Here is a 26,729-nt window from a genome sequence, read left to right as displayed (position 1 = left end):
AATATCCCTTGCACTCAGCCAAGCTTATTTATCTTCAGGTGCAATATTAGCAAGTACGCCATTAATAAATTTACTTGATTTTTCATCACTGTAAATTTTTGCAATTTCGATGGATTCATTCAAACTAACTCTATTTGGCACATCATCCAAGTACTTAATTTCATAGACACTCAGGCGAAGTAAAGATAAATCTACTTTACTCAAACGATCCATACGCCAATTGTCTAAGTTAGGCTCAATGATAGCATCAATTTCCGCTTTATTGGCCATAACACCTTCGACTAATTTTTCCATATAGTCGTCTTGTTCGTCTTCCATGATGTTTTTAATTGCTTGATCTAGCGACATTTCGTTTAGCTCTATTTGGAATAGTGCTTGAAGTGCTTTCTCGCGCGCCTCTCTTCTTTTCATGTTAAAGCTGCTCCTTTTGTTCCTTGAATTTTATAGCTCAAAATCATCGAAGGAAAGTGTTTCTGTTTTTTCAAATTGTACGCCAACGATATGAACGTTGATTTCGAGTACATTTAAACCAGTCATATTAAAAATGGTATCTCTGACAGCATCTTGAATATTTTGAGCAACAAGTGGAATTGTTGCGCCAAATAAGACTGAACAATAAAGTTCGATTAGAATTCCTTCTTCGGTTAGTTCTACTTTTACGCCTTTACGGTAGTTTACAGCACCACTGAATTTTTCGCGCATTTCTGTCGCGAAGCCACCTTGCATATAAGCAACGTTTTCAATTTCACTTGCAGCCAGTCCAGCGATTACGCCGATTACTTCTGGTGCAATCTCAATTTTACCGAGCGGTGCATCATTTTGTTTTCGCAAATCTTTTGTATAAGCCATTATTTAGCCCTCCTTAGAAAGATTCATTACATCATTTTGCTCCAAGAATTTTGTATTGAAGTCGCCTGATAAAAATACATCATTATCTAACACGCGTAAATGGAATGGAATTGTCGAAGGAATGCCATCAATCGCAAACTCTGACAATGCTCGTTTCATTTTTTGAATAACTTCTTCACGTGTTTCAGCATAACAAATTACTTTGGCAATCATCGAATCATAATATGGCGGGATTTTGTAGTTTGGATATGCTGCCGAGTCAATTCGAACGCCTAAGCCACCTGGGGGAAGATAAAATTTAATTTCTCCTGGAGCTGGCATAAAGTTTTTCTCCGGATTTTCAGCGTTAATCCGACATTCCATCGCCCAACCTGTTAATTTCACATCTGCTTGTTTAATTTCAAGCACTTCTCCTGAAGCAACTAAAAATTGTTGTTTGACTAAATCAATGCCAGTAACAAGCTCTGTTACAGGATGCTCTACTTGGATACGAGTATTCATTTCCATAAAGTAGAAATTATTTTCATGATGATCGTAAATAAATTCAATTGTACCTGCGCCAGAATAATTCACGGCTTTGGCAGCTTTAACGGCCGCTTTACCCATTTTCTGGCGTGTTTTTTCATCAATGGCAGGTGATGGTGATTCTTCAATTAGCTTTTGCAAGCGACGTTGAATACTACAATCACGCTCTCCTAAATGAATCACGTTACCATGGTTATCAGCAAGTACTTGAATTTCTACGTGGCGGAAATCTTGAATGTATTTTTCAAGATAAACACCTGGATCTCCAAATGCAGCTTCTGCTTCTTGTTGTGTCGTGTGAATACCCGAGATTAATTTCTCTTCGGTTTCTGCTACACGGATACCTTTACCACCACCACCAGCTGTTGCTTTAATGATGACTGGATAACCGATTTTCTTGGCGATTTTTTTACCGTCTTCTACATCCGCAACGATTCCTTGTGAACCAGGAACGATTGGAACGCCTGCTTTACGCATTGTTTCGCGGGCAACATCTTTTGTACCCATTTGCGAAATAGCGGAAGCACTTGGTCCGATAAAAGTAATATTACAGTCTTCGCATAGTTCGGCGAAATCTGCATTTTCGGCTAAGAAACCATAGCCAGGATGAATAGCGTCACAGTTCGTTAAAACAGCAAGGCTAATAATGTTTGACATATTTAAATAACTATCTTTTGTTGCCGCGGGACCTACACAATAAGCTTCATCCGCTAGCTGAATATGTAGCGCTTCTCTATCTGCTTCCGAATAAATCGCCACTGTCTCCACTCCAAGTTCTTTTGCAGCGCGAATGATACGGACAGCGATTTCTCCACGGTTCGCTACCAGTACTTTTTTAATCATGTTTTTCGACCCCTTATTTTTTTCTAACTTTGAAAAGTGGTTGTCCAAATTCGACTAATTCGCCACTTGAAACAAGAATTTCTGCGATTTCTCCGTCGATATCAGCAGTAATTTCATTGAATAATTTCATTGCTTCAACAATACATACAACGGATTGTGCGGATACTTTAGATCCAACGCTAACAAAATTAGCATCTTCTGGTGAAGCAGACGCATAAAAAGTCCCAACCATTGGGGATGTAATTAATTCCAAGTTCGCATCTTCTGCTGCACTTGCTTCTACTTGAGGTGCTGCCGCTTGGACAGGAGCTACTGGTGCTGCTTGAACTGGCGCAACAACTGCTGTTTCTTGTACCGCTTGGGTTACAACTGTTTTATTCTTTTTAAGCAAAATCTTACTATCTTTCGTTTCTAACTCAAATTCATCTAGGGTTGATTCGTCAATCAGCTCGATAAGCTGTTTAATTTCATCTATTGATAACATCTTCAATTACACTCCTTAATAATACTAAAAATATAAAATTGCATTAATCACGCATTGTCCTTATTGTACCATACTTTTTATTCAAAAGGTGTACCAGAAGCGCTCATAAATAGAAAAACAGCTGAAGAATTAACTCCAGCTGTAGTAAGTGAATCTTTCTTATGCCCGAGAAACATACGATGCTTCGGTTGTATTGATAACTAGTTTGTCTCCTTCATTAACAAAAAACGGTACTTGTACAACAAGACCAGTTTCTAGTGTAGCTGGTTTAGAACCACCAGAAGAAGTATCACCTTTAATTCCAGGATCAGTTGCCGCAACAACCAATTCTACTGTATTAGGTAAGTCAATTCCGATTGTTTCGCCTTGGTACATCACGATATTAATTTCCATATTTTCTTTTAAGAATTTAAGTTCGTGTGCAATTTGTGTTTCTGGAAGTTCAATTTGTTCATAAGATTCGTTATCCATGAAAACATGATTCGTTCCATCAGCATAAAGATAAGCCATTTTACGGTTATCGATTTGTGCTTTCGCTACTTTTTCGCCGCCACGGAATGTTTTTTCTTGGATTGCTCCAGTACGAAGATTACGTAGTTTGGAACGTACGAATGCTGCACCTTTACCTGGTTTTACATGTTGGAAATCTAGCACGCGCCAAATACCGTTGTCTACTTCTATCGTTAAACCTGTCCGAAAATCATTTACTGAAATCATGTTTATCCTCCTGTAATTGAAAAATATCTTTTATTTGGGAGCTTAAAAATACGCTCATTCTTCCTTATTTAACCATAAAATAAGCAAACTTACAAAGGAATTTTATAAAATAATTAATTCTTTTGGTGAATGGATAAGAATCTCATTACCAGTTTCCGTAATTAATAGATCATCTTCAATTCTAACGCCGCCGATTCCCGGTAAATAAATGCCTGGTTCATCCGTAACTACGTGGCCAACTTCTAATTTTTGAGGGCTTTTGAATGATAAATTTGGTCCTTCGTGAATTTCTAGTCCAATACCATGACCTAATGAGTGCCCAAACGCATCACCGTATCCGAAAGAAGCGATATAGTCACGTGCAATCGCGTCAGCTTCAATTCCAGTCATGCCTGGTTTTAAGCTATCAATTACTTTTAATTGTGCGTCTAAAGTGATTTGATAAATTTCTTTTAATTTTTCAGCAGGCTCACCAATTGCGATAGTTCTAGTCATATCCGAGCAATACCCGTCATAATAACAACCGTAGTCCATTGTGACAAAATCGCCAACTTCGATTATTTTATCCGATGCAACGCCGTGCGGTAACGCAGAACGAACACCAGAAGCAACAATTGTGTCAAAAGACGAGGAAGTAGCTCCAGCACGTCTCATGAAGAATTCTAATTCATTCGATACTTCGATTTCTGCCATACCTGGTTTAATGAATTTAATGATGTGCGCAAATGCAGCGTCAGCAATATCACATGCTGTACGAATCGCTTTTAGTTCACTCGCCGTTTTTACTTTACGCATTTCTTCAAAGAAGCCAGTTAGCGGAATCAGTTGGCGGTTAAATACGCGCTCCATTTGTTTGAATTCAGATACAGTCACATAATCCGCTTCAAAATGGAGTGTTTTTGTACCGTGTTTAATTAATAACTCTTCCACTGTGTCAAAAATCGGACCGGCATGTTGAACGATTTCGTATCCTTCTGCTTGTTTTGCTGCTTGTTCTGTATATCTAAAATCAGTTACAAAATAAGCTTTTTCCGGCAAAATTAGCGCTACTCCACTTGTTCCAGTGAAACCTGATACATACCTTCTATTAAACTCACTTGTGACAAGAACTGCTTCTATCTTTTCTTTGCCTAGTGTTTCTTGAATTTTAGTTAAATTAGACATTTCTATTCCCCCACTTTTTTAAAATTTTCGGCGCGCAAAAATCGCATTATTAGACGCGTTCGAAACTATTTTATCACAATTTAGAAAAAATAACTTTTTTTAGACGTTTTGCGCTATACGAAAAACTGTTTTTAGCGTAAAATAACATATTAGTAAACATGAATAGGCTGGTGAAAACTTTGAGCAAACAAAACGTACCATCTTATGGTGGGCAAGCTGTTGTTGAGGGCGTCATGTTTGGCGGCAGAAAACAGACAGTGACAGCAGTGAGACGTATAGATGGTTCATTAGAATATTTTTATTTAGAAAAACATAGTCCGGTTTGGGTTATGCGCATGAAAAAAATTCCTTTTTTAAGAGGTATTGTTGCATTAATTGAATCTAGCGCCATCGGTTCCAAGCATCTCGCTTTTGCGACAGACCGATATGATGAAGATCCAAATAATCCAGTAGAAGAAGAAAAAATTGAAAAAAAAGAATCAAAAGTCGCGATGTGGTTAGGCGTTGCAGTCATTGGTATTTTATCTTTCGTCTTTGCTAAATTTGTGATGACGTTGATTCCAGTGTTCTTAGCGGAGTTATTCCGTCCAATCGTTCCTGGGGATACAGCACAAGTATTTTTAGAAAGCTTTTTCAAATTAATTCTTCTATTAACTTATATTTTCGCTGTTTCTCAGACTCCAATTATTAAGCGAGTTTTCCAATATCACGGCTCTGAGCATAAGGTAATCAATTGTTATGAAGAAAATTTACCGTTAACAGTTGAAAATGTACAAAAACAATCACGATTGCATTATCGTTGTGGTAGTAGTTTTATTTTATTTACAGTTATTGTTGGTATGTTTATTTATTTACTCGTACCGACGGATCCGCTTTGGCTTCGCGTTGTCGACCGGATTTTACTTATTCCTGTCGTGCTTGGCGTAGCGTTCGAAGTGTTACAATTAACGAATAAATGTCGTAATATCCCTGTGCTTAAATATTTAGGTGTTCCAGGGTTATGGCTACAACTTCTTACAACTAAAGAGCCTTCTGATGATCAAGTCGAAGTAGCTATCGCATCGTTCAATGAACTTTTACGCGTTGAAAAAGAAGGCGCTCCAGTAGATGCAACTGAACCGGAGAATCTGGAACTTTTAGAATAGGAGTGGAATTCATTTGAAGAAATATCCTCTTATTGTTATTTTCTTACTTGTACTTGTTGGGATTGGGCTTTTGATGGGTGGTTTTAAATCATTTTTCGTATTGATTATATCCTTTTTAGTCGGTGCTCTTATTTTTACCCTTCTGCTTCGTTTATTTACTAACAGAAAAACGGACAGCAATTATCAAAAAGCAGTGAAACAATCGAAAAATTTACATGATCCAAAGAAAAAAACGAAGAAAAAACGAAAATCTTCTTTCAAAGTGATTGATGGTGGCAAAAAATAAGTTATAATAGAAAAGGATGCTTTAGAAAAAGCAGTTTTCAGGATGAAAGGGGTTTACACAATTGATTAGTTGGATTATAGCAATTATCATTCTGGTTATTCTTTTAGGATACGAAATTTACCAGTTTGTAATGCGACGCAAAGCACTAAAAGTTTTAACTGAAGAAGAATTTAAAAAAGGTTATCGTAAAGCACAGTTAATTGATGTTCGCGAGCCAAACGAATTCGACGCTGGACATATTCTCGGAGCTAGAAATATCCCAGTTACGCAAATGAAAAATCGTACAACAGAAATTCGTCAAGATTTACCAGTTTACTTATACTGCCAAACAGCACAACGTAGTAACCGTGCAGCAATCATGCTTTATAAACGCGGCTACAAACAAGTGTATCAGCTTAAAGGCGGCTACCGTAAATGGACAGGAAAAACTAAATCTAAATAAGAAAAAGCCTTGCCGTGAAGTTTCACAGCAAGGCTTCTTTTTATACTTCTTTTTGATAACGTAAAATTGGTTTTCTTGCAGCTCTTGTTTCATCTAAGCGTTTCACATAAGTGCTATGTGGTGCATCTTGAACAATTTCAGGGTTTTCTTCTGCTTCTTTAGCAATTTTCAACATCGTATCGATAAATGAATCGAGCGTTTCTTTGGACTCTGTTTCGGTTGGTTCAATCATAATTGCTTCGCCAACGATTAACGGGAAATAAACAGTTGGTGGATGGAAATTATGGTCTAACAAACGTTTAGCAATATCGATTGTGCGGACGCCAAGTTTTTTCTGTCTATTACCACTTAGAACAAATTCGTGCTTACAAACTTGGTCAAATGGTAGATCATACGCTTCTTGTAGTTTGCGCATCATATAGTTAGCATTTAAAACGGCATATTCCGTCACTAATTTCAAACCATCTGGCCCCATTGTACGAATGTACGTATATGCGCGAACATTAATGCCAAAGTTCCCGTAATACGGCTTCACACGGCCAATAGAATCTGGATAATTGTAATCAAATGTGTAAACTTCTTCTTTTTTTGTAAGGACTGGTGTCGGCAAGAATGGAATTAAATCTTTTTTTACGCCGATTGGACCAGAACCCGGGCCACCACCACCGTGAGGCCCAGTAAATGTTTTGTGTAAATTCAAGTGAACTACATCAAAACCCATATCTCCCGGTCTAACTTTTGCCATGATTGCGTTTAGGTTGGCGCCATCATAATATAATTTACCACCTGCCGCATGGACAATTTCTGCCATTTCAACAATATCTTTTTCGAAAAGTCCAAGTGTATTTGGATTTGTTAACATTAGCGCGGCAGTATCCTCGCCTACTACTTTTTTCAAATCAGCAACATCGACAAGTCCTTTTTCGTTGGATTTAACTGTGACAACATCAAAGCCCGCAACTGCTGCGGAAGCTGGGTTCGTTCCGTGCGCGGAGTCCGGGATGATTACTTTAGTCCGCTTTGTATCGCCATTTTTTTCATGGAAAGCACGAATGAGCATTAAGCCTGTCCATTCGCCGTGTGCTCCAGCGGCTGGTTGCAGAGTTACTTCATCCATGCCAGTAATTTCAACTAAACTTGTTTGTAAATCATATAGTAGTTCCAGCGCGCCTTGAACAGAGCTTTCTGGTTGATTTGGATGAATATTGGCAAATCCGGGGAATCGCGCTACTTTTTCATTGATTTTGGGATTATATTTCATCGTACAAGAACCAAGCGGATAAAAACCAGAATCTACACCGAAATTATGGTTGGATAAATTCGTATAATGACGCATAATTTCTAGTTCACTCAATTCAGGCAAATCTGCTGGAGTAGAACGAATATAGGCTTGATCAAAATAATCACTAGCATTTGTTTCTGGAACATCACTTTCTGGCAAACTAAAACCAATTCTTCCTGGAATCGAGCGTTCAAAAACTAACGGCATTGTTTCTTCTAAATTCATTTTACACCCTCCAAGCTCGCCACAAAGGCATCAATTTCCTCTTTTGTGCGCATTTCTGTTACAGCAACAAGCATATGTTGTTCGTATTTAGCATCATAAAAACCAAGATCATATCCACCAATAATTCCTTCATCTAAAAGTGATTCGTTCACTTCTTTGATTGGTTTCGAAAGTTTCACGACAAATTCATTGAAAAAGCCGTCAGAAAATAGCACTTCAAAGCCATGTTCGCGGAATTGCTGTTTGGCATAATGCGATTTATCCAGATTTTGTTTCGCCATTTCTACTAGCCCTGCTTTACCGAGAGTCGCCATTGCAACAGACGAAGCTAATGCATTTAAAGCTTGGTTGGAACAAATATTAGATGTCGCTTTATCGCGGCGAATATGTTGTTCGCGCGCTTGCAATGTTAGTACGTAACCACGTTTCCCGTTTTCATCTACTGTTTCTCCAACTAAGCGTCCGGGAACTTTACGCATTAATTTAGTTGTTACAGCAAAGAAACCACAGTGCGGCCCGCCGAATGATTCAGGAATACCAAACACTTGAGAGTCACCAACAACAATATCCGCGCCGAATTCTCCCGGTGGTGTAAGTAAACCAAGGGATAGCGGATTACTGGAAACGAGCAGTAAAGAATTATTGTCATGCACCAATTCTTCTAACTCTGCTAAAGGCTCCACTTGTCCATAAAAGTTAGGATATTGCACAACAAAACCTGCGATATCATCCGAAAGTGCTTTTTTCAAAGCCGCGATATCAGTTTTCCCGTCTACTTCCGGAATAACTTCTACCTCAATATGTTGACCAGTTGCATAGGTTTTTAACACATTGATACTTTCTGGATGAACCGCTCCAGAAATAAGGATTTTTTTGCGTTTTGTATGTCCACTTGCTAGCATTGCTGCTTCTGCAAGCGCCGTCCCGCCATCATACATCGAAGAATTCGCTAAATCCATCCCTGTTAATTCCGCAATCATCGTTTGGAACTCAAAAATCGCTTGCAGTTCCCCTTGCGAAATTTCCGGCTGATAAGGCGTATAAGCTGTATAGAATTCCGAACGAGAAATAACATGATCTACCACTGTAGGAATATAATGACTGTACACACCCGCCCCTAAAAAGGATGCATATTCAGTTGTATTAGCATTTTTAGAAGCAAGTTTAGATAATTCGCGTAAAAGAGCTGGTTCTGATTTCGCTGGTTTTAAATCATAATTCCGCTTAAATCTAATTTTTTCTGGAATGTCTTGAAATAAGTCATCAATCGACTTAACCCCTATCACATCAAGCATTTCTTTTTCATCTTGTTCCGTCATTGGTAAATAACGATGTTTTGCCATATTATTTCCTCCTTTTTACTTTGCGCGTTTATAAAATGGTGTTGGTACTACTTTTGCTTTTATTTTTTTATTTCGTATGCCTACTTCTAATTCTTGGCCTAATTCTGTATAAGCAGTGTCTATTAAAGCTAAACCAATATTTGTTCCTAGCGTCGGTGATTGCGTACCTGAAGTAACAATACCAATTTCTTTATCATTTAAAAAGACTGGGTAATCATGACGTGGAATACCTCGTTCAATCAATTCAATACCGACTAATTTTCTTGTTAAACCGGCTTCTTTTTGCTTGATAAGCGCTTCTTTACCTATAAAATCTGCTTCTTTTTTCAATTTCACAGCAAAATTAAGTCCTGCTTCAAGTGGCGTAATTTCTTGATTTAATTCTTGTCCGTAGAGTGCGAGTACAGCTTCAAGACGAAGTGTATCACGTGCCCCTAAGCCAATTGGCGCCACACCTTCTGCTAAAATCGCTTCAAATACTTTTCCAGCTTCTGCGCTTTGCATGTAAATTTCAAATCCGTCTTCTCCCGTGTAGCCACTTCTTGAAATAATCGTTTTCACTCCAGCTACATCCGCATCTTCCACAAATCCAAAGAAGCTGATGGAACTTAAATCAACGTCTGTTAGTTTTGCTAGGATTTTCTCCGCATTTGGGCCTTGCAAAGCTAATTGCCCATATTCCGCAGATACATTAGTAACAGTAACGTCTCCGCGTACATGTTGTACCATCCACTCAAAATCTTTTTCCGTATTTGCCGCATTGACAACCAGTATGTATTCCATTTCTGATTTCTTGTAAACAACTAAATCGTCTACTGTTCCACCAGTTTCATAGCACATAATATTATATTGTGCTTTTCCAATTTTTATTTTTTCTATGTCATTCGATAGCAAATACTGTAAATACGCAGTGCTATCAGGTCCTTTCACTAAAATTTCGCCCATGTGAGATACATCAAATAACCCTGCATTAGTTCGCACGGCTTCATGTTCTGCTTTTATCCCAGCAAATTGTACTGGTAAATCCCATCCGCCAAAATCAATGGTTTTCGCACCGTATTTCGCATAAAGTGGATGAATCGGTGTTTTTAGTAATTCCGTCATAATTATATCCTCCTTTTTCACATAACAAAAAGGCTTATATGATCCATAAGCCCTGTCGTAACATAAAAATGACTCCAGAGTTGCGTCCCGTAAACATCCTTTTGCCTGAGAGTTTCACATAAAAAATGCTTTCCCCGTCGGCGCTGCTTTCCACAGTCTCTCTGTTTACATTCACCCGCTAATTCTATTATGTATTTGCCTTTTCTATAGCTTATCATGAGTTGTATTGTTCGGCAAATAATTAGTTTTAAAGCTAAAATTTTCTTTATTTTTAATATTGGTTCGGAATGTAAGGGCTTTATCGGGTTGTCAACGTCCGATTATACGCATGTTACTAATTGCACATAGATTGTGAAAAGTGTAGAAACCCGAAAAAACTTTTTTCGCTAGCTTAAATGATTTAAATTTACTATTTTCATTCTCATTTAGGCTAGATATGCGTCTTTTTAATCACCAAAATCATATTTTCATTTTTGTGAAAAAATTAGATGCAAAGGAATTCTTGTGGATGTGTAGAATATGACTTGTAAGGAGGTTCATATGCCGCAAAAAATGACAGATCATATTATAACTCAAGCGCTCCGTGTCAATGCCAGTGATGTCCATATTCACCCGTTATCAAATCGTTACTTACTTCGCCTTAGAGTAAACGGAACATTGATTCCGCTGCTCTACCTTCCACTTGATGTAGGAGCAAAATTAATTTCCTTTCTCAAATTCCAAGCAGCATTGGATATAAGCGAAAAAAGGAGGCCTCAATCGGGGAGTTTTGAAAAAAGTACTACTACAGAAAATATCGCTTTAAGACTTTCCACAATGCCTAACAAAGATTTTCATGAAAGTATGGTTATTCGGATTTTCCGATATAAGTACCCTATTCCATTTTTAAAATCTAGCGTGTTTCCAAAATCCACGAAACAAATTCTGCAACAATGTAAAAACCAAACAGGCTTATTCCTCTTTTCAGGCAGTACGGGTAGTGGTAAATCAAGTTCTATGTATAGTTTAGTCTCCTCTATAGAAAATAAAGAGGAATTGCAAATCATTACTATTGAAGATCCTGTTGAACATTATTCGCCTGGTTTCCTTCAAATCGAAATCAACGAAAAAGCAAATATCACTTATGCGCCTATTATTCGTTCTGTCTTGCGTCATGATCCTGATATCCTAATTATCGGCGAAATTCGAGATGCAGAAACTGCCAAAATAGTTATACGCGCTGCTTTAACGGGGCATTTAGTATTAAGTACAGTCCACGCCGGGAATGCTTATGGCGTTTTATTAAGACTGCTTGAATTCGGTATTAGCTCTGAAGAATTAGCGCAATGCTTGCTTGGCATCAGTTTTCAACAACTAGTTCACCTCCAATGTGTCTTTTGCGGCGCTAAATGCCATCCGCTTTGTACACATTTAGGCCGAAAAAGAACAGCAATCTATGAAATTCTAACTAAACAAGATATAACTAGCTACTTCCGTACAAAAAAAGAGCACATCAAACCAAGAAATCCCGTGCAAACAATCTATCAGAAAGGAGTTACTTATGGCTTTTTTTCAGCGGATTAATTGGAAAGACGACAGTGAATTTTTAATTAGAATAGCCAATTTACTAGAAAAAGGATTCTCCCTTGAAGCATCCATTAGTTATTTAAGTATTACTTCACCAAAATACAGCAAAAGATATGAACTGATAATCAGTTCGCTCGCTCTCGGTAATTCCTTTTCCTATGCGCTTTCACAAAATGGCTTTCCTGAATTTATTTGTTCGCAACTTCATTACGCGTCTAGCCACGGTTACGTTACGCAAACGATTCATGAAACCGGCATCCATATGAAAAGAAAAGCTGAAGAAAAAAGCGCCTTAATGAAGACTTTTCAATATCCATTAGTCTTATTCTCTACCGTTATCGTTGTATTTTTCTTACTTCGAATTTTCCTTTTACCTAAATTCGAACTTTTATTTTCTCAACTATCAACTAATGGATCACTTGGATCTAATTTCACTTATTTCTTACTGGAAAAAGTCCCAATTTTATTAGGTCTTTTCTTACTCAGCCTCTTTCTTATTGTTAGTTTTATTATCAGGAAGCAAAACCAAAAAAACGCCTACGAACGCGCTCGCTTTTATTGTCGTATTCCATATATCCGGCAGTTTTTAAGAATTCATTATTCGCAATATTTTTCACGCGAATTAGGCTATCTTCTGAAAAGCGGTCTCTCGATAACTCATATTATGCAACTGTTCGCACTAGAAGAATCACCCGCATTCTTTCAAGCTATCGCCCAACGAATTCTTCCCGTTCTTGAACAAGGCTTACCGCTAACCAAAGCACTAGAAAAAATGCCCATATTCGAAACAGAACTTTATTACATTGCTATTCACGGCGAAAAAAATGGTAATTTAGCCGAAGAATTCTTATTTTATTATAATCTGTGTCATCATAAATCACTTCAGAAGACAGAAAAATTATTCTCATTTATTCAACCCATCGTTTTTATGATTATTGGCGTATTAATTATATCTATTTATCTATCTATTCTCTATCCGATGTTTTCTATGGTAAACCAAATTTAAAGGAGGACTTTTAATGTTAAAACTAAAAATAGATTGGCGAGATGAGCGTGGCTTTACCTTAGTTGAAATGCTAATTGTATTATTAGTAGTCAGTGTTTTACTACTTCTAACCATTCCTAATATCGTAAACCAAAGCAAATCCATCAATAACAAAGGCTGCGAGGCATTTATATCTATGGTTCAAGGGCAAGTTCAGGCCTATCAATTAGATAAAAACACGATGCCCTCTGTTGCAGATTTAGTGAGTGGCGGCTATTTAAAAGCAAATCAAAAGTCATGCCCAAATGGAAATAGTATTAAAATTGATAGTTCTGGAAATGTTTCTGAGAAAAAATGAAAACTAACGGATTTACATTACTAGAAATGCTACTCGTATTATCCATTAGCTTTACCTTGATTACGTTAACTATTCTCCCTATTTCCAAAACACTTTCGACGCTCACAGAAAAACAGCTTTTAGAAGAAGTCAAAGCCACCATCTACTTGGCCCAAATCAATGCCATAACAACAAATGAAGATACGACTATCTCGTTTAACCCCGTTGGAAATCAGCTTGTTGCTTCAACTAATTCACGCACACTCGCCACTACGTCGTTTGCAGAAACAATAAAATTAACACAGTCTAAAACAGAAACTTTTCGTTATTCCGGCTCAGATGGATCCATTAATCGTTTCTCAACTATTCGTTTTGCGAGTTCGGCTAACAGCTACAAACTAATATTCCAAATTGGAAAGGGGCGTTTTAGAATTGAGCAAAATTAATGGATTCTCTTTAGTAGAAAGCATGGTCTCCCTCCTGCTATTTTCTGTGGTTTGTAGTTTCTTATTACCAACAGCTATGACCATTTTTGAAAAATTAGACCAGCAAAAAGAAACTAGTAAACTTTATCAGCAAATGTTTGAACATAGTGAACTACTGCGTCATAAAAGCGTTCCTATTAACTTTAATGAAGATCCAATTAAAAGTTTTCCTTATCAAGGAGGTATCCAGATCTGTGCTAAAAATAAAACAGAACAGAAATGCGTTTTATAGAAATGGTTCATCCGCTTTTACTCTGCTCGAAACAATCCTATCCATTACAATTATTTTGAGTATTAGCTCCCTTATTCCATTATTTTTTGAATGCTATAACAAAACTATTCAGCTTAGCAACATCGATCAAACAACAGAATGGCAACTTTTTTTGATTCAAACGCGACTAGAATTAGAAAAAGCGAGTAATATTCAAGTAGATGGAAATACACTCTCTTTCAATAATGGAAAAGATCAAATTACCTATTCTAAATACCGTGATTTGATTCGGCGCCAAGTAAACGGAAAAGGACACGAACCTCTGCTTACTCAAGTAAAAGACTATCAACTGACAAAAAAAGAGCGTCAATTAGACCTACAAGTGCAAGATGCTAATGAACGGATATACACCTCGGTATTCCCATTACCAGAAGCGAAACAACATCCATGAAGACAAATGCCTTCACACTCCCATTTACAATATTCATTGCTTTTATTACTATCTTAATTGTTACCGGTAGTGCTTCTATTTTCAAAACACAAATTCAATATGAAAAAATGATCCAAAATTATTATTTAGCGTCCACTAAGTTAAATTTAGCTTTAATACAAACGAAGGAATCATCCCTGCTTTCAGGAGATTTTACAATCAATTATGGTGATGCCGATGTAACTTGCCAAGCAACAGATAGCAGTTTAGCTGCATTCAACTGCAAAATAACTTTGCAAAATGGTTACACTTTAACAAAAACAACGAATCCCTGAAATGAGGAATTCGTTGTTTAAAAAGATTTATTTGGTGTGTTAATTAAATTATACATTTTGCCAGTTTTGGTATCGATAACTTTATCAAATAAATAACCATAAAGCACCAAATCTCCTGTTTCATAGGATAAAAGAGGCTGATTATCCATTAAATCCAACACGGTCGATTCTTTATTATTCGTAGGATCAATTTTTACCAACTTATATTCTTTTTGTCCGCTACCAATTTTAGCGCTTTTATATGGAACAAATGTTAAAAAGGTATTTTTATCAAAGTTTGTATCAAAATACGGGACAAATGTGCCTAATTCATCATACTCACGTGCAGCACTATAAGAATAGAAATTTTGAAATCCAATCGTCCTAAAATCATACAATAGTTTTTCATCAGAAGATTTCTCAATAGTTAGTAGCACATTATCATGTACAGCGAATTGCATAATATTGGCTACGATTAAATTTTTAGTAGCTTTATCTCTAATATCTTGCAAATAGAGATTGCCTATCTCATCGTCTCGTTTATCTTTGTTATTCGAAATTACCAAATTATCGCCATACCATGAAATAAATGGTGATGCTAACTCAATTTTATCCACTTGATTTAAAGTATAGTCCCAATTTTCTATTTGAAAATCCCATTCCGGGCTATACGTGACAAACATTATCTTTTCCGGTGATTCATCATTCCAATAAAACGTGGTTGTTAATGGCTTTGTCGCCCGAGATGATACAGTTGAACCGTCATTCAAAGCAATTATTCGCATCGTCGCTTTTTTATCTGATTCAGCAGAATATAGCAAGATGTTACGATAATCTGGACTAATTTGGACCTCAGAAATAGACTCCTTTGTATTAAAAATAGCACGTTTCTTCTTATTATAAATATTCAATTCATCAAAATACGTAACTCCAGACTTTTTAGTTTGCAGCAAAACAGAATCTTTTGACAGCCAACCAACTACTCGCTGGAATTCTTTAGTTTTAATTTCAACACCTTGCACTTCTTTTGTAGTCTTTTTTGGCGTTTCTTTTTCCTCCGAGCAACCAAAAGAGATAAAAACCAATCCCATCAATAAGGTAATTAGCAAAAAAGCATTTGATTTTTTCATCTCTGGCCTCCAATCTCTCTATGCTAAAATTTTACCCTTTTCATAGGAAGCTAAAACAATGCGTTATAGAAAGATTATCTTGATAAAACAAGCTACAATAATGGAGTGTTATTGTAGCTTATACAAATTAATATTAATCTTCATTTGGTAGTGCTAACCATGCAGCTCCAATTATCCCTGCGTCATTCCCTTTTGTCGCAATAGATAATTTAGTGGATTCTTTAACTGCTGGGAAAACCATTGTTTCAAAATAAGTTTTAACCGGTGTTAATAGCTGATCGCCTGCTGCTGAAACGCCCCCGCCGATAATAATTTTCTCAGGGTTTAACATATTTCCAATATGACTAAGCGCTAAAGCCAAATAGAAAGAAATTTTGTCAATAGTTTCATTTGCTAGAGCATCATTCTCTGCACCTAGTTCAAAAATCAATTTAGAAGTAATTGTTTCATTTTTGTCTATAGCGTCCTTGAGTGCTGAGTTACCAGTAAATTCTTTCGCTAAATCTTTAGCTACACGAACAATCCCAGTTGCAGATGCTACAGTTTCTAAACAACCTTTTTTACCACAAGTACAATCATAACCATTTTCCGGAACCACTGTTACATGGCCGATTTCACCTGCTGCACCACGGATACCATGTAAAATTTTACCTTCTGCAAAAATCCCGCCGCCAACGCCTGTTCCAAGAGTTACGAACACAACATTTGCGCCACCTTCTCCTGCACCTTTCCAGCGTTCACCAAGGGCCGCAACATTCGCATCATTATCTAATATTATTTTTAAACCAGTAATATTTTCTAAATCTTCACTAACGTTTTGTTCTTCAGCCCAACCTAAGTTGTATGCACCTTTCACTGTTCCAGTTTCATAATTAACTGTTCCTGGTGTTCCCATGCCAATACCATAAAAAGTATCATTATCAAGTTGTAAATCCGTTAATTTTTGATTGATCGAGTCCCCGATATTTTTTACAATATGAGCACCTTTGTCTTCAATGTTTGTGTCAATAGTCCATTTTTCTTCAATGTCGCCTTCTTTTGTTAAAATAGCTAATTTTGCTGTTGTCCCGCCTAAATCTACACCAATTAATTTTTTGTTCATTCTGCTGTTCTCCTTATAATCAATTTAATTTAAACTACTATTTTTTCGTTGTTCTTTGATTAATTCTTGTTTCAATATACTTCTAGCTCTAGCAAAAATTTCTCTATCTAATATATTATGTTTAAAAAGTTCTGTAACCTCATATTCCATCATTTCGATGTCATATTGTCGCTTCCCTAAATAAACAATAATGCCATGCTTTCTAAGTAATTGGGCAACATCATAAACTGTTTTCACATTAAAAACCTCTTATTCTTTGATATTTTCTAACTCATCGTAATAAGAATCAAAAAATGGATTGCTCGATAACTGTCTGGCACTGTTTGCTTCTTTAATCGCATTCGGCATATCGCCTTTTAATCTGTAGCAAACGGATAAATAATAATGGGCCTCTGGGATGTCTTTATCCATACTAATTGCTTCTTTAGCCATCGCTTCCGCCTTATCTACTTGCTTGTTTTGTAAAGCCATAGATGCGGCATAAGTATAGGAGTAGCCATCAGCGCTTCCGCTTGCAATTAGAGTATCTGTGATTTTCGTTGCTTCTTTTTCATTTTGTTCTTGCAGATATTGCTGCACAGCTACATTAGCTTGCATTGGATCGTATGGTCGTTCTCCTTTTTGGTAGCCAAAATATAAAAATAAAATCGTTACTGCTAATAAAGAAATACCGTATGCAATTCGGCGCCAATGGAAAAATTGTTTTGGTAGTGATAACGCGCCCGCAAGCAAGAAACCACCAACTAATCCACCAATATGTCCAGCAATATCAATTTGCGTAGAGAATACATCGATTAGCAAATTGATTGCGACAAGCGAGGCAATACTGACACCAATTGTTTTTGCATATAGATTTGGTTTTAAAACAACTAAATAAAGTAGTGCTCCCATTACAGCAAAGACTGCGGTACTGGCACCAACAGATAAATTCATATTTAGCGCAAAGCTGGCTATATTTCCGCAAATCCCTCCTAGAAGAAGAATTAGGATATAACGCCATTTACCATAAATACGCTCTGCCCATGCACCAACAATGTATAACATAATCGCATTGGAGGCTAAATGCATTAATCCGCTGTGGAGGAAGATTGGTGAAATAAAGCGCCACCATTCACCTGCATAAATAAGTGGATTGAATTTCCCACCCCATTTAATTAAGTTGAACGAATTCGCCGTTCCGCCTTGGAAAGCTATCCACAAAAATGCTGCGATTAAAAGTCCAATGAAAGTAAATGTAACGATTGGTTTTGAATTTCTGGCAACTTTTTGTTCTTCATTTACTTTGGTAGTTATATATGCGATTACTTGTTCTCGCTCTTTTGATACTAGTTCTTTTGTTATTTCATCTGGAAGTATAAAAGCTTCTTCGGGTAATTCTAAGGTTTCAATAAGTATATCTAGATGCTCTCTCATCTGTTCGTTCGCTAGTAAAATATTTTCTAGTTTCACTTTTTCATTTGGAGATGCAATGGCCTGTCCAAAAAAAGGCGAAATATCACCCATTGGTTCAAATGGTGTTATATAAATATTCACAAGAGGCAGTTTCAAGCGCCCCATTTGCTTACGAAGATTTTCAGTAACATGTAAAGTGTGTGTCACATCGCGTTCCACCACATTAGCCCAACTTAGTTCTTTCATTTGGATACGAATGACTGGTCTCTTTTTCTGGCTTGTATTTTCTAACCAAAGTTCTTGTTTCTCCTCATGAAGATGGATTAAACGGTATTTTTCAACACCCAAGAAATAATTAGTTAGGCGCCAGAAGACATATTGTTCTTGGAAGCTCAAAAAATTCCCTGCTTTCATTACAAATTATATTTACTACTATACGCAAAAAAAAGGGTGTTGTAAACAATCCACCCTATTTTCTATAGAATTATTTTTCCTTATCCTTCAATTAAGATAGAAACTGGTTTATCATGGCTTTCTGGCATAAACTCCATTTTTTGTTCATATAAGTATAAAGATACTGTCGCCTCTTCAAAATCAGTTAGGAACCTGTCGTAAAATCCGCCGCCAAAGCCGATTCTATAGTGGTCTTTATTGAAAGCAACACCTGGAACGATTAGTAAGTCGATCTCATTTTTAGCCACCGTCTCCGCTAATTCATTAGGTTCTAAAATACCGAACTTTGTTTTTACAAGTGGATGTACGGAATCCATCTTTTTAAATTCCATTTTTCTGCTAGGATAATATGTTTTTGGAATTAAAACTGTTTTGTTTTCTTTTTTCGCTTGCAGGATAATTGTTTCTGTTTCAATTTCAGGATGTCTTGCTAAAGTTATACCAATCACCTTAGCATTTTTCCATTCTGGTAATAAGAATAGTTTTTCTGCTAATTTAATAGAACGTTCGCGATGTTCTACTTTATCGATGCTATTTAAATTACGTAAAATCTTCTCTCTAATTAGGCGTTTGTCTTCCATCTTGACTTCCCCCTTTTGGCTAATAAAAAAAGCAACAGAATGGAGATCCTGCTGCTTACTTAGTTTCGCGGTGTAAAGTTACACGGCGCAATCTTGGACAATATTTTTTTAATTCAATACGTTCCGGATTTTCACGCTTATTTTTAGTAGTGATATAATTACGATCACCGCATTCAGTGCATTCTAAAGTAATATTAACGCGCATTATTTTTCCCTCCAACTCCGACTGACGAATTTATTTACTAAACCTGTATAATAATATCATTTTTAAAGAGTTGTTGCAAGGACTCTATGCATTTTCTTTTTATTTTCTTTACAAAACCTTATTTCGGATGGTGTTTTAAGGTAAATTATGCTATAACTAGTAGTAGAGTTTATGGAAGAGAGGTGTGTATAAAACCCATGACCACAGTCATAATTATCTTACTAATTGCTGCTATTGCGCTATTTGTTATCTCATTTCTTCAAAAAGGTGACAATAAACAATTAGAAAAAGAACTGGAAGATGTTGCTGCTCAGTGGATGCAAGAAAACTTTGAACTAAAACAACGTGTCACTGAACTAGAAAAAGCAATGAAAATGGATAGCCCAAGCGTTGAAGCCGAGCAAGTTCCTGATAGTCCTAAAGTTCGCGAATTGATGAAAAAACAAGTGATTACACTTTATACTTCTGGAATCGTTACATCAGAAATTGCCGAACAGTCATCCTTGCCTAAAGAAGAAGTAGAAAAAATCATTGAAGAATATTTGAAACATTGATTTAAATTTTAAAGGAGGAGCCTATCTGTGAAGAAAAACTTACGGATGTTGGCGCTAGGTTTCTTAATATCTGCTGTTGTCTTACTGGTTTATAATCAGTTTTTCTCGACTCAGACTAAAGCAGATGAAACAAAAGCCGCATCAACAAAAGCTGGTTCTGATGAAAATTCAAGCACATGGAAAACCAAATACGAAAAATTATTAGCTGAGCAAGAAGTGGAAAAAGCAAAAGAAACTGAAGCGAAGAAAAAAGCAGATGACGCTGCTAAAAAGAAAGCTGAAGAAGCGAAAAAAGTTAAAAGTTATACTTTAACAATTTCTAGTGGAGATCCATCTTCTAAAGCTGGTGATGAACTTCAAGCAAATGGTATTGTTAAGAGTTCTTCAGATTTCGATAAATACTTACGAGACAATAATTACGAAAAGTACATTCGTGATGGTAGCTATACTCTCAAAAGTGATATGAGCTATGAAACAATTGCTAAAATTTTAGCACATAAAAATTAATTAAAAAAAGGAAACAAGTATAGAGCTTGTTTCCTTTTTTATGTTATTATTTAAGAAAGAAAGGATGATGAATTATGGCAAATGTAAAAATGAATAACCTCATAACTAAAACGGGGGTATTTTACCTATAGAATGCTCCCAACAAAAAAGGAGCGGAAAAATTGATACTAGAAACATATGGTTTTACAAGTTTTTTTAAAGAGCAAGACATAGCTACTACCTCCTCTTATGGTAGAGTTACTGCGGTTTTCAGAGATTATTACCGAGTGATTACTGAAGATGGTGAATTTTTAGCCTCACTCAAGCGTGGGAATTTTTATGAATTATCCGCTACTGCCCTGCCTGCAGTTGGTGATTTTGTAGAAGTTAGCAATGAAGCGCAAATTCTCTCGGTATTAGAGCGAAAAACGGTTTTTACTCGAATGAATAAGGATTCAGAGGAACAGTTGATTGCGGCGAATTTTGATTATGCGCTTATTGTGATGAGTTTAAATTATGACTTTAATTTGAATCGTTTAGAACGATATTTAACGGTCGCTTGGGATAGTGGCGCTACGCCGATTATCATTTTAACCAAAGCAGACTTAGCAGAAGATTTAGCTTCCTATGCTCAGCAGCTTGAAACTGTCGCTTATGGCGTTCCAGCATATTATGTGGATAATTTATCGCATAATGGTTTTGAAGCTTTAGAACGCGATTTGAAGCCTAATAGCACCCTTGTTTTACTTGGATCTTCTGGTGTTGGCAAATCTTCCTTTATTAATTCACTTGCTGGTGCTGATTTAATGAAAACTGCTGGTATTCGCGAAGATGACAGTAAAGGAAAACATACTACTACGCACCGAGAAATGCATTTGCTTGATAATGGTTGGATTGTGATTGATACGCCGGGAATGCGCGAATTCGGGGTTGGTTTGAATCAAGCCGGGTTAGAGACAACTTTTTCAGATGTAGAGGCATTAGCCGAGGGATGTCGTTTCCATGATTGCTCCCATACACAAGAACCTGGTTGCGCTGTTCAAGTTGCTTTAGATGATGGCAGTTTATCTATGCAACACTACGAAAACTGGTTGAAATTGCAGCGTGAAATGGCTTATCATGCGCGAAAAAACAGCCCTGCTCTTGCTAAACAAGAACTTGACCGCAGGAAAGTTATTCAAAAATCAATGCGAAAACATATTAAAACCCGTCCAAAAAAATAGTTAAAAAAAAGCAAGTAGCCTGAGCTACTTGCTTTTTATGTTATTTAGATTCTGGTTTTTTCGTTTTTGGGTAGAATTTTTTCTCTGCTTGTGGTTTTTTGTCGCCTTCTGGTTGTTCTTTTTTCTCAAGCAAAGCTTTACGTGATAAGTTAACGCGACCTTGTTGGTCTACTTCGATAACTTTAACAGTAACTTCATCGCCAAGTTTAAGGATATCTTCTACTTTACCAACACGTTCATGTGCTAATTCAGAGATATGGACTAAACCGTCTGTACCTTTGAATAATTCAACAAATGCGCCAAATTTTTCGATACGACGAACTTTACCAGTGTAAACTTCTCCGACTACTACTTCACGAACGATGTCTTCGATGATGGCAATAGCTTTACGGTTCATTGCTTGATCTTGGGAAGCAATGTAAACTGTACCATCTTGTTCGATATCAATTTTTACGCCAGTTTCTTCGATGATTGCATTGATTTGTTTTCCACCAGGTCCGATAACATCTTTAATTTTCTCTGGTTTGATGTTAAGTGTAATAATTTTTGGAGCATAAGCAGAAAGTTCTTCACGAGGTGCGCTAATTGTGCTAGTTAAGTGTTCTAGAATGTGTAAGCGTCCTTCTTTTGCTTGTGTTAATGCTTCGTCCAAAATTTGACGGCTCAAGCCATCGATTTTGATGTCCATTTGAAGTGCTGTAATACCGTCTTTTGTACCAGCAACTTTAAAGTCCATATCGCCAAAGTGATCTTCCATACCTTGGATATCAGAAAGGATTGTGTAGTCATCGCCAAGTTTTACAAGACCCATCGCGATACCTGCAACTGGTGCTTTAATTGGAACACCAGCGTCAAGCATTGCAAGTGTAGAACCACAAATACTTGCTTGAGAGCTAGATCCGTTAGATTCAAGAACTTCTGATACTAAACGGATTGTGTATGGGAATTCCTCTTCGGAAGGAATAACATATTGCAATGCACGTTCACCTAATGCACCGTGACCGATTTCACGACGACCCGGGGCACGACGAGGACCAGTTTCTCCAACACTGAATTGCGGGAAATTGTAATGGTGCATAAAGCGTTTATATTCTTCTGTTCCTAGACCATCAATGATTTGGTGTTCACGAAGCGGTGCCAGAGTACATACGCTTAGAGCTTGTGTTTGGCCACGAGTGAATAAACCAGAACCATGGACACGTGGAAGCATGCCAACTTCAGAAGAAAGCGGGCGAATTTCGTTTACTTTACGGCCATCTGGACGGATTTTGTCTTGAGAAATTAGACGACGCATTTCGTCTTTTTCAATCATTTCAAGAATATGAGCTACTTCGCTAAGAATTTCAGATTCATTTTCTAATTCTTTCGCTTTATAGCTTTCTAAAATTTCTTCTTTTACATCATCAATTGCAGCTTCACGCGCTTTTTTCTCTTCTGTTTTGATAGCTGTTTTCATTTTGCCTTCACTTGCTGCTTTTACTTCTGCTTCAAGTTCAGGATCGCTAACAAAAAGTTCGATTTCGCGTTTTTCTTTACCAACGGCAGCGATGATTTGTTGTTGGAATTCACAAAGACGTTTAATTTCTTCGTGACCAAACATGATTGCTTCTAGCATTGCTTCTTCTGAAACTTCTTTCGCTCCAGCTTCTACCATGTTGATAGCATCATAAGTTCCTGCAACAGTTAAGCTAATATCGCTTTTTTCTGCTTGCTCGATTGTTGGGTTAATAACGTATTTCCCGTCAATACGACCAACGTCAACACCAGCGATTGGTCCTTCAAATGGAATATCAGAAATAACTAATGCTACAGAAGATCCAAGCATTGCTGCCATTTCTGGAGAACAATCTTGATCCACACTGAAAACAGTAGAAGTAATTTGAACTTCATTACGGAAACCTTCTGCAAATAATGGACGGATTGGACGGTCAATTAGGCGTGCAGTTAATGTTGCACGGTCGCTTGGACGTCCTTCACGTTTTAAGAATCCACCGGGAACTTTACCAACGGAATACATTTTTTCTTCATAGTTAACTGTTAGTGGGAAAAAGTCACCTGGACGTGGTTTTTTAGAACCTACTGCTGCTGTTAAAACGACAGTATCACCATAACGAATTAATGCTGCCCCGCTTGCTTGTTTTGCTAATTGACCTACTTCAACAGATAATGTTTTACCTGCCCATTCTGTTGAAAACACTTGTTTTTCAGACATATTTTAATCTCCTTTGATTAGGAAACACGAACCAGAAACTTTACCATGCATAAGAATGTTCACGCACACTTTAGATTTTCTAAAGCACACATGAATCCAAAAACCTGCTAAAAACAGCCAATTTTTTAAAGCACGTTTTTGGATTCATGCGATAAAGTTTCATTTCTTCGCCGTGTTTTCCAAAATTTAGTATACTTAATACTCAAAAAAAAGCGGGAACTTTTGGTATCCCGCTTTCGTCTGGTTTTTATCGACGTAAACCTAAACGTTTGATAAGTTCGCGGTAACGTTGAACATCTTTTTTACGTAGGTAAGTTAATAGGTTACGACGGTGACCTACCATTTTCATTAATCCACGGTAAGAGTGATGATCTTTTTTGTGTACGCGAACGTGTTCATTTAAGCTATTGATTTCAGCAGTTAATACAGCGATTTGTACTTCTGGTGAACCAGTATCTGTATCATGGACACGGTACTCTGCAATAATTTCATTTTTGCGTTCTTGAGTTAAAGCCATTTCTTTCCACCTCCTTCTAAAATATCCCCAATTACTGAGCCAAGCGTCGGTGAGTCGCAAAAGCCAAGTAATGGTTCTGTTCGTACAGATTTAAAGATACACTATTTAGGCTCTAAAAGCAAGCAGAAATAGTCGTTTAATCTTCTAATTTAGCAAAAAAAGCTCTTGTATCTTGTTCGTCTTTTTCTAGCTGAGCAATCAGACCTTCTACGCCATTAAATTTAAGCTCTGGGCGGAAAAATTGATACCATTCAATTTCTGCTTCTTCGCCGTAAATTTCGCGGTGGAAATCTAGAATATACACTTCGATGGAAAGGGCTTGGTCATCTTTAAATGTGATGTTATAGCCAATGCTCGCCATGCCTAAGTGCGTTTCACCGTTTACACGGAATTTCACTGCGTAGACACCGAGTTTTGGAATTAAGTAATCTTCATTCACTAAAATATTCGCTGTTGGAAAACCAATTGTTCTGCCGCGTTTATCCCCGTGAATGACAGTTCCTTTCGTTGTGTACGGATAGCCTAATAATTGATTTGCTTCTTCTAGTTCGCCTTCTGTAATGGCGCGTCTAATGTTGGTCGAGCTTATTTTATCACTAGCAGCTGTTTGTTTGTCGACTACAGTGACCTCAAAACGACCTTTTGCATAGTTCGCTAAATCGTTCATTTTGCCTTCACCTTTTTTGCCGTATGAATAATCGAAACCTGCTACGACGTGTTCCACATTTAAAGCAACTAAGTAATTATCAACAAAGTCTTGTGGGGATATTTCTGAAAACTGCGTTGTAAAGCGAACTACATACATAATATCTACGCCAAGGTCCGCCATTTTTTCAGCTTTATCTTCCAGTGGAGTAAGATATTTTACTTGTTTGCGGATATTGCTTAAAACGACAGATGGATGCGGATCAAAAGTTAAAACGGCGGTTTGAAGGCCTTTTTGTTTAGCGATTTTTTTCGCTTGTTTAATAACTGCTTGATGTCCTAAATGAACGCCATCGAAAAAGCCGAGCGCCATCACTTTTTTCACATCTGTCCACTCGTCCGTTGTAATCGGATGATGTAAGTATATCGTCTTCATTTTTTGCCACTTCTCCTCTAAATTCGAATTCCTCTCATATCATAATATAAGAAAGTTGCGGTCGCAATAACTACGCTTGATGTAACTCGATAACCTTCTCTGGTTTCCAAAGGTCTTTTTTCTCTGGATGAGGTTTATAAATTGCGGTTAATTTATCATTAAAAATGAGCGCTGCACGAGGTTCATTTTCCACTGCAGCAAAGACTGATTTTGGTAAAAGTCCGCCATTTAGTACTTTTGCGTGAGTTTCTTCGTCAATGACAAGTTTGGCCATCGATTCAATGCCTTTTTCAAGTGGATATAAAAAGCCGCTATCATTCGCTTGCATCATTTCGTCAATTTCTGCGAGCGTCAAGCAATCTTCTTTTTGGAAAAAGCCGCTGCGAGTTCGTTCTAGTTTGGACATGTGCGCTGGGTAGCCTAGTAGTTCGCCGATCATAACTGCGAGTGTGCGGATGTAAGTACCTTTTCCACAAGCAATTTCTAATTGAAATGTTGGATTCGTTGCATTTAGCGTTGTGTCGCCATCTAAACGTGTTAACGAATAAATATCCACTTGTCTGGATGGTCGTTCTACCTCTATACCAGCTCTTGCATATTCATACAATTTCTTACCATTAACTTTTACAGCAGAAAACATTGGTGGGATTTGGGTGATTTTTCCTGTGAGTTTTGTAAGTGCCGCTTGAAGTTCTGCTGCGGAAATTTCTGCTAGCTCTTTGGTCATAACCGTTTCACCAGTCGCATCTTCTGTTGTAGTTGATTTGCCTAGCGTTATTTCTGCAACATACACTTTACCTTCATCGGTCACATATTCCGCGAGTTTTGTTGCGCGGCCAATACAAATTGGTAGCACACCTTCTACTTCCGGATCAAGCGTACCAGTGTGTCCAACCTTTTTTGTATGTAAAATTTTTCTTAATTTAAAAACGCAATCATGACTTGTCATCCCGCGTTCTTTCCACAGTGGGATAATGCCGTTCATCAAGCTCCTCCTTCTAAGAAAAAAAGTTTAAGACAATGACCCACTTACATCCCGTTTGACTGAGAAGATAA

Annotated in this window: 32 protein-coding genes and 1 riboswitch; of the genes, 13 read left to right on the top strand and 19 right to left on the bottom strand. The window is 37.2% G+C overall.

Translation table 11 applies throughout. The features are described from left to right. Positions 1-24: 24 nt before the first annotated feature. The 6 genes from nusB to HCX62_RS05370 form a co-directional block, all read right to left on the bottom strand. Positions 25-411, bottom strand: coding sequence for a transcription antitermination factor NusB (nusB, locus tag HCX62_RS05395; RefSeq protein WP_003722486.1), 387 nt, complete (start codon positions 409-411; stop codon positions 25-27). A 30-nt stretch (positions 412-441) separates the two neighbouring features. Next, positions 442-849, bottom strand: coding sequence for an Asp23/Gls24 family envelope stress response protein (locus HCX62_RS05390; RefSeq protein ID WP_003722485.1), 408 nt, complete (start codon positions 847-849; stop codon positions 442-444). Between the two features lie 3 nt (positions 850-852). Next, complete coding sequence (gene accC, locus HCX62_RS05385; protein ID WP_185637492.1) at positions 853-2,217, bottom strand: acetyl-CoA carboxylase biotin carboxylase subunit; 1,365 nt, start codon at positions 2,215-2,217, stop codon at positions 853-855. A gap of 13 nt (positions 2,218-2,230) precedes the next feature. Continuing rightward, complete coding sequence (accB, locus tag HCX62_RS05380) at positions 2,231-2,701, bottom strand: acetyl-CoA carboxylase biotin carboxyl carrier protein (protein WP_185637490.1); 471 nt, start codon at positions 2,699-2,701, stop codon at positions 2,231-2,233. Positions 2,702-2,860: 159 nt separating this feature from the next. After that, positions 2,861-3,418 carry an elongation factor P gene (efp, locus tag HCX62_RS05375; protein WP_008947734.1) on the bottom strand — a complete coding sequence of 186 codons (558 nt, stop codon included), beginning with the start codon at positions 3,416-3,418 and terminating at the stop codon, positions 2,861-2,863. A 102-nt stretch (positions 3,419-3,520) separates the two neighbouring features. Next, positions 3,521-4,582, bottom strand: a complete 1,062-nt coding sequence (locus HCX62_RS05370; RefSeq protein ID WP_185637488.1) for a M24 family metallopeptidase — start codon at positions 4,580-4,582, stop codon at positions 3,521-3,523. A 179-nt stretch (positions 4,583-4,761) separates the two neighbouring features. Between HCX62_RS05370 and HCX62_RS05365 the strand changes: the two genes are divergently transcribed. The 3 genes from HCX62_RS05365 to HCX62_RS05355 all read left to right on the top strand — a co-directional run bounded on the left by HCX62_RS05365 (position 4,762) and on the right by HCX62_RS05355 (position 6,455). Further along, positions 4,762-5,727, top strand: coding sequence for a DUF1385 domain-containing protein (locus tag HCX62_RS05365; protein WP_185503586.1), 966 nt, complete (start codon positions 4,762-4,764; stop codon positions 5,725-5,727). A 13-nt stretch (positions 5,728-5,740) separates the two neighbouring features. Continuing rightward, the gene (locus HCX62_RS05360; RefSeq protein ID WP_185637486.1) at positions 5,741-6,013 is read left to right on the top strand and encodes a hypothetical protein; all 273 of its coding nucleotides are present in this window, start codon (positions 5,741-5,743) and stop codon (positions 6,011-6,013) included. A 61-nt stretch (positions 6,014-6,074) separates the two neighbouring features. Next, entirely contained in the window at positions 6,075-6,455 is a 381-nt protein-coding gene (locus HCX62_RS05355) for a rhodanese-like domain-containing protein (RefSeq protein ID WP_003738872.1), read from the top strand. Between the two features lie 40 nt (positions 6,456-6,495). On the opposite strand, the gene gcvPB is transcribed toward HCX62_RS05355, so the two are convergent. From gcvPB to gcvT, 3 genes are read right to left on the bottom strand one after another with little or no spacing between them, the layout of a single operon-like run. Beyond that, positions 6,496-7,962 (bottom strand): aminomethyl-transferring glycine dehydrogenase subunit GcvPB, encoded by a 1,467-nt coding sequence (gene gcvPB / locus HCX62_RS05350; protein ID WP_185637484.1) that lies wholly within the window; start codon positions 7,960-7,962, stop codon positions 6,496-6,498. Further along, on the bottom strand, positions 7,959-9,305 hold the full coding sequence (gene gcvPA / locus HCX62_RS05345; RefSeq protein WP_185637482.1) for an aminomethyl-transferring glycine dehydrogenase subunit GcvPA: 1,347 nt from the start codon (positions 9,303-9,305) through the stop codon (positions 7,959-7,961). Before gcvPA ends, gcvPB begins: the two co-directional genes overlap by 4 nt. Positions 9,306-9,320: 15 nt before the next feature. Next, a complete protein-coding gene (gcvT, locus tag HCX62_RS05340; protein WP_185637479.1) occupies positions 9,321-10,409 on the bottom strand; it encodes a glycine cleavage system aminomethyltransferase GcvT in 1,089 nt (362 codons plus the stop codon). A gap of 83 nt (positions 10,410-10,492) precedes the next feature. After that, positions 10,493-10,584: riboswitch (glycine riboswitch) on the bottom strand. Between the two features lie 365 nt (positions 10,585-10,949). Here gcvT and comGA point away from each other — a divergent pair. The 7 genes from comGA to HCX62_RS05305 are packed head-to-tail and all read left to right on the top strand — an operon-like array spanning position 10,950 to position 14,758. Then, on the top strand, positions 10,950-11,972 hold the full coding sequence (gene comGA, locus HCX62_RS05335) for a competence type IV pilus ATPase ComGA (RefSeq protein WP_185637477.1): 1,023 nt from the start codon (positions 10,950-10,952) through the stop codon (positions 11,970-11,972). Further along, entirely contained in the window at positions 11,950-12,981 is a 1,032-nt protein-coding gene (gene comGB, locus HCX62_RS05330) for a competence type IV pilus assembly protein ComGB (RefSeq protein ID WP_185637475.1), read from the top strand. Before comGA ends, comGB begins: the two co-directional genes overlap by 23 nt. Positions 12,982-12,994: 13 nt before the next feature. Then, a complete protein-coding gene (gene comGC / locus HCX62_RS05325) occupies positions 12,995-13,318 on the top strand; it encodes a competence type IV pilus major pilin ComGC (RefSeq protein WP_185637473.1) in 324 nt (107 codons plus the stop codon). Continuing rightward, the gene (comGD, locus tag HCX62_RS05320) at positions 13,315-13,743 is read left to right on the top strand and encodes a competence type IV pilus minor pilin ComGD (RefSeq protein WP_185637471.1); all 429 of its coding nucleotides are present in this window, start codon (positions 13,315-13,317) and stop codon (positions 13,741-13,743) included. Before comGC ends, comGD begins: the two co-directional genes overlap by 4 nt. Continuing rightward, positions 13,730-14,014, top strand: coding sequence for a competence type IV pilus minor pilin ComGE (gene comGE / locus HCX62_RS05315; protein WP_185637469.1), 285 nt, complete (start codon positions 13,730-13,732; stop codon positions 14,012-14,014). Before comGD ends, comGE begins: the two co-directional genes overlap by 14 nt. Next, positions 13,977-14,444, top strand: a complete 468-nt coding sequence (gene comGF, locus HCX62_RS05310) for a competence type IV pilus minor pilin ComGF (protein WP_312025971.1) — start codon at positions 13,977-13,979, stop codon at positions 14,442-14,444. Before comGE ends, comGF begins: the two co-directional genes overlap by 38 nt. Then, complete coding sequence (locus tag HCX62_RS05305; RefSeq protein ID WP_185637465.1) at positions 14,441-14,758, top strand: competence protein ComG; 318 nt, start codon at positions 14,441-14,443, stop codon at positions 14,756-14,758. The genes comGF and HCX62_RS05305 overlap by 4 nt, the downstream gene beginning before the upstream one ends. Positions 14,759-14,775: 17 nt before the next feature. Here the strand turns inward: HCX62_RS05305 and HCX62_RS05300 are convergent, their stop codons facing one another. The 6 genes from HCX62_RS05300 to rpmG form a co-directional block, all read right to left on the bottom strand. Further along, positions 14,776-15,867, bottom strand: a complete 1,092-nt coding sequence (locus tag HCX62_RS05300; RefSeq protein ID WP_185637463.1) for a YqgU-like beta propeller domain-containing protein — start codon at positions 15,865-15,867, stop codon at positions 14,776-14,778. 133 nt (positions 15,868-16,000) lie between these two features. Then, positions 16,001-16,969 carry an ROK family glucokinase gene (locus HCX62_RS05295; protein ID WP_185637461.1) on the bottom strand — a complete coding sequence of 323 codons (969 nt, stop codon included), beginning with the start codon at positions 16,967-16,969 and terminating at the stop codon, positions 16,001-16,003. 24 nt (positions 16,970-16,993) lie between these two features. Continuing rightward, positions 16,994-17,206, bottom strand: coding sequence for a YqgQ family protein (locus tag HCX62_RS05290; protein ID WP_003771695.1), 213 nt, complete (start codon positions 17,204-17,206; stop codon positions 16,994-16,996). A gap of 12 nt (positions 17,207-17,218) precedes the next feature. Further along, the gene (locus HCX62_RS05285; protein WP_185637459.1) at positions 17,219-18,757 is read right to left on the bottom strand and encodes a rhomboid family intramembrane serine protease; all 1,539 of its coding nucleotides are present in this window, start codon (positions 18,755-18,757) and stop codon (positions 17,219-17,221) included. Between the two features lie 98 nt (positions 18,758-18,855). Beyond that, positions 18,856-19,395: a 5-formyltetrahydrofolate cyclo-ligase gene (locus tag HCX62_RS05280; protein WP_185637457.1), complete on the bottom strand. Its 540-nt coding sequence runs from the start codon at positions 19,393-19,395 to the stop codon at positions 18,856-18,858. Positions 19,396-19,450: 55 nt separating this feature from the next. Next, complete coding sequence (gene rpmG, locus HCX62_RS05275) at positions 19,451-19,600, bottom strand: 50S ribosomal protein L33 (RefSeq protein WP_003719608.1); 150 nt, start codon at positions 19,598-19,600, stop codon at positions 19,451-19,453. Positions 19,601-19,797: 197 nt separating this feature from the next. Between rpmG and HCX62_RS05270 the strand changes: the two genes are divergently transcribed. The 3 genes from HCX62_RS05270 (at position 19,798) to rsgA (ending at position 21,863) form a co-directional block, all read left to right on the top strand. After that, positions 19,798-20,154: a hypothetical protein gene (locus tag HCX62_RS05270; protein ID WP_185637455.1), complete on the top strand. Its 357-nt coding sequence runs from the start codon at positions 19,798-19,800 to the stop codon at positions 20,152-20,154. A 27-nt stretch (positions 20,155-20,181) separates the two neighbouring features. After that, positions 20,182-20,661, top strand: coding sequence for an MltG/YceG/YrrL family protein (locus HCX62_RS05265; RefSeq protein WP_185637453.1), 480 nt, complete (start codon positions 20,182-20,184; stop codon positions 20,659-20,661). Between the two features lie 161 nt (positions 20,662-20,822). After that, the gene (rsgA, locus tag HCX62_RS05260; protein ID WP_185637451.1) at positions 20,823-21,863 is read left to right on the top strand and encodes a ribosome small subunit-dependent GTPase A; all 1,041 of its coding nucleotides are present in this window, start codon (positions 20,823-20,825) and stop codon (positions 21,861-21,863) included. 40 nt (positions 21,864-21,903) lie between these two features. Here the strand turns inward: rsgA and pnp are convergent, their stop codons facing one another. From pnp to truB, 4 genes are all read right to left on the bottom strand, one after another. Beyond that, positions 21,904-24,075, bottom strand: coding sequence for a polyribonucleotide nucleotidyltransferase (gene pnp, locus HCX62_RS05255; RefSeq protein ID WP_185637449.1), 2,172 nt, complete (start codon positions 24,073-24,075; stop codon positions 21,904-21,906). 247 nt (positions 24,076-24,322) lie between these two features. Next, positions 24,323-24,592: a 30S ribosomal protein S15 gene (rpsO, locus tag HCX62_RS05250; protein WP_003719603.1), complete on the bottom strand. Its 270-nt coding sequence runs from the start codon at positions 24,590-24,592 to the stop codon at positions 24,323-24,325. A gap of 136 nt (positions 24,593-24,728) precedes the next feature. Then, positions 24,729-25,673, bottom strand: coding sequence for a bifunctional riboflavin kinase/FAD synthetase (locus tag HCX62_RS05245; RefSeq protein ID WP_185637447.1), 945 nt, complete (start codon positions 25,671-25,673; stop codon positions 24,729-24,731). Between the two features lie 70 nt (positions 25,674-25,743). Further along, positions 25,744-26,658, bottom strand: coding sequence for a tRNA pseudouridine(55) synthase TruB (truB, locus tag HCX62_RS05240; RefSeq protein ID WP_185637444.1), 915 nt, complete (start codon positions 26,656-26,658; stop codon positions 25,744-25,746). Positions 26,659-26,729: the final 71 nt, after the last annotated feature.

The organism is Listeria swaminathanii (genome assembly GCF_014229645.1).
GTDB classification, from domain to species: Bacteria; Bacillota; Bacilli; order Lactobacillales; family Listeriaceae; genus Listeria; species Listeria swaminathanii.
Note: the sequence above shows the minus strand (reverse complement) of the source record. Positions and strands in the feature narration are given on the sequence as shown.

Coding starts and splice junctions, on each gene's coding strand:
- nusB (WP_003722486.1), bottom strand. CDS start 411: ATGAAAAGAAGAGAGGCGCGCGAGAAAGCACTTCAAGCACTATTCCAA.
- HCX62_RS05390 (WP_003722485.1), bottom strand. CDS start 849: ATGGCTTATACAAAAGATTTGCGAAAACAAAATGATGCACCGCTCGGT.
- accC (WP_185637492.1), bottom strand. CDS start 2,217: ATGATTAAAAAAGTACTGGTAGCGAACCGTGGAGAAATCGCTGTCCGT.
- accB (WP_185637490.1), bottom strand. CDS start 2,701: ATGTTATCAATAGATGAAATTAAACAGCTTATCGAGCTGATTGACGAA.
- efp (WP_008947734.1), bottom strand. CDS start 3,418: ATGATTTCAGTAAATGATTTTCGGACAGGTTTAACGATAGAAGTAGAC.
- HCX62_RS05370 (WP_185637488.1), bottom strand. CDS start 4,582: ATGTCTAATTTAACTAAAATTCAAGAAACACTAGGCAAAGAAAAGATA.
- gcvPB (WP_185637484.1), bottom strand. CDS start 7,962: ATGAATTTAGAAGAAACAATGCCGTTAGTTTTTGAACGCTCGATTCCA.
- gcvPA (WP_185637482.1), bottom strand. CDS start 9,305: ATGGCAAAACATCGTTATTTACCAATGACGGAACAAGATGAAAAAGAA.
- gcvT (WP_185637479.1), bottom strand. CDS start 10,409: ATGACGGAATTACTAAAAACACCGATTCATCCACTTTATGCGAAATAC.
- comGA (WP_185637477.1), top strand. CDS start 10,950: ATGCCGCAAAAAATGACAGATCATATTATAACTCAAGCGCTCCGTGTC.
- comGB (WP_185637475.1), top strand. CDS start 11,950: ATGGCTTTTTTTCAGCGGATTAATTGGAAAGACGACAGTGAATTTTTA.
- comGC (WP_185637473.1), top strand. CDS start 12,995: ATGTTAAAACTAAAAATAGATTGGCGAGATGAGCGTGGCTTTACCTTA.
- comGD (WP_185637471.1), top strand. CDS start 13,315: ATGAAAACTAACGGATTTACATTACTAGAAATGCTACTCGTATTATCC.
- HCX62_RS05305 (WP_185637465.1), top strand. CDS start 14,441: ATGAAGACAAATGCCTTCACACTCCCATTTACAATATTCATTGCTTTT.
- HCX62_RS05300 (WP_185637463.1), bottom strand. CDS start 15,867: ATGAAAAAATCAAATGCTTTTTTGCTAATTACCTTATTGATGGGATTG.
- HCX62_RS05295 (WP_185637461.1), bottom strand. CDS start 16,969: ATGAACAAAAAATTAATTGGTGTAGATTTAGGCGGGACAACAGCAAAA.
- HCX62_RS05280 (WP_185637457.1), bottom strand. CDS start 19,395: ATGGAAGACAAACGCCTAATTAGAGAGAAGATTTTACGTAATTTAAAT.
- rpmG (WP_003719608.1), bottom strand. CDS start 19,600: ATGCGCGTTAATATTACTTTAGAATGCACTGAATGCGGTGATCGTAAT.
- HCX62_RS05270 (WP_185637455.1), top strand. CDS start 19,798: ATGACCACAGTCATAATTATCTTACTAATTGCTGCTATTGCGCTATTT.
- pnp (WP_185637449.1), bottom strand. CDS start 24,075: ATGTCTGAAAAACAAGTGTTTTCAACAGAATGGGCAGGTAAAACATTA.
- rpsO (WP_003719603.1), bottom strand. CDS start 24,592: ATGGCTTTAACTCAAGAACGCAAAAATGAAATTATTGCAGAGTACCGT.
- HCX62_RS05245 (WP_185637447.1), bottom strand. CDS start 25,673: ATGAAGACGATATACTTACATCATCCGATTACAACGGACGAGTGGACA.
- truB (WP_185637444.1), bottom strand. CDS start 26,658: ATGAACGGCATTATCCCACTGTGGAAAGAACGCGGGATGACAAGTCAT.